Raw genomic sequence first — 1,681 nt, forward strand, 5'->3', positions numbered from 1 at the left:
GGCTCTATTTGCGTTAGTTGTTGATCTCTGAATTTGTACTATAATTAATTGTCCCAAAGCTAGAGAGGTCGGGACATTGAAGAAGAATCAGTTCACACTAATCATTGAGTCGTTATCTAAGCTAACACACAACCAGAAACGATTACTACATCATCATGTTGTTGAAGACCTCAAACGTGGTGATACAGATAACCTAATCAATGAATGTATAGGCGATGATGTCATATGCCCTCATTGTGGTAATGAGGAAATCGGTAAATGGGGCATGGCTGCTGGTTTACAACGCTTCAAATGCAAAAGTTCGTCATGTGGTAAAACCTTTAACGCTTTGACTAAAACTCCTTTGGCTCGATTAAGAAAACGTGAGTTATGGGCTAAAAACCTAGAATACATGCTTGATGGCTTACCAATTAGAAGAGTGGCTGAGCTATTAGAAGTTGCAGAGACAACGGCATTTCGCTGGCGGCACAGATTCCTCAAAGCTCCAGCACAGCGTAAGCCATCAGAAGTGGCAGGTATTATTGAAGCCGATGAAATGTTCTTCATGGAGAGTTTTAAAGGCAATCAGACTATTTATGACCGAAAGCCTAGAAAGCGTGGCGGTATGGGCGATAGAAGAACGGTAGACGATAAAATTCCTGTATTGATCGTAGTAGATAGAAGCGGTGGCTTAACAGACTTCGTACTTGAAGAACATTCAAGTGATGAGATTCATAATGCTATGAGACCAATAGTGAACCATGACAGCATTCTTTGTAGTGATGGCGCACACGCATACCGTTCTTTTGCTAAAGAAGAGAACATACAACACTACCGAACCATTGTAAGCAAGGGGGAGCGTGTAATCGGTGGGCAATTTCATATCCAGAACGTAAATGGCTATATGAGCCGCTTACGGGGCTGGATGCGAAGGTTTAATGGTGTTGGTACAGAATATCTCCCATATTACCTAGGTTGGATGAGAATGATGGATAGCAAGAAAGATAAGTACAAAGAGGTAAGGCTTGCATACTTAATTGACGAAAATCTTGCTTATGGCCTCGTTGCCTAGATTTATATTTATTTGATTATGAAGGCGATTTTGTTACATTAATGTGTACTTACATATTGATAATAAAAATACTAAGGAAGGAAAAAGTGAAAAAGAGAATCGCAATATTAAGTTCAATATTAGGGTTGCAGTTTTCTGCTGTAGCTCAAGCTAATAACTATGCTGACGTTAAGCTTACTCACCTAGATCCAGAAAAGTCTGCTGCTACATGGGTTAGAACTAAACAAGTCACTCCTAGATACCCTATGGAGCTAGCTATGAAAGGTATAGCTGGTTGTGGAGTCTTTAAGCTGACCGTAGATGAAGACGGTAAATCACAAGATATAGAATTAGTTTCGTCTATTCCTAAGAAAGTTATTTTCAAACCTGCTAAAAAGGTCATAAAAAAGTGGCGCTGGGAAAATGTTTCAGGCCAGCCAAACCAAGCTGAAGAAAAGGTAATACGCTTAGATTTTTGTATGGGCGGAAGTTCTGAAGAAGAAGCAAAAGCTAGGTGTGCTAAACAAGCAAAATTTCAATGTGAATAATATTTAAAATACTTTCCAAAATAGCGTGGGAATAATCAGTAATTTCCACGTTTTCCCCCACAAAAGAAATTATTCAACACTTAACGCTAATAGAGCCTATTTT

General features: G+C 39.1%; 2 protein-coding genes. Both read left to right on the top strand.

Annotated elements, in window-relative coordinates; genetic code table 11:
* The first annotated feature begins 76 nt into the window (after nucleotides 1-76).
* Nucleotides 77-1,051: an IS1595-like element ISPesp2 family transposase gene (locus tag CWC14_RS17030; protein WP_138564072.1), complete on the top strand. Its 975-nt coding sequence runs from the start codon at nucleotides 77-79 to the stop codon at nucleotides 1,049-1,051.
* An 86-nt stretch (nucleotides 1,052-1,137) separates the two neighbouring features.
* On the top strand, nucleotides 1,138-1,578 hold the full coding sequence (locus CWC14_RS17035) for an energy transducer TonB (protein WP_138564074.1): 441 nt from the start codon (nucleotides 1,138-1,140) through the stop codon (nucleotides 1,576-1,578).
* The last annotated feature ends 103 nt before the right edge of the window (nucleotides 1,579-1,681 follow it).

The sequence above is a fragment of the Pseudoalteromonas sp. S3260 genome, assembly GCF_005886925.1.
GTDB classification, from domain to species: domain Bacteria; phylum Pseudomonadota; class Gammaproteobacteria; order Enterobacterales; family Alteromonadaceae; genus Pseudoalteromonas; species Pseudoalteromonas tetraodonis.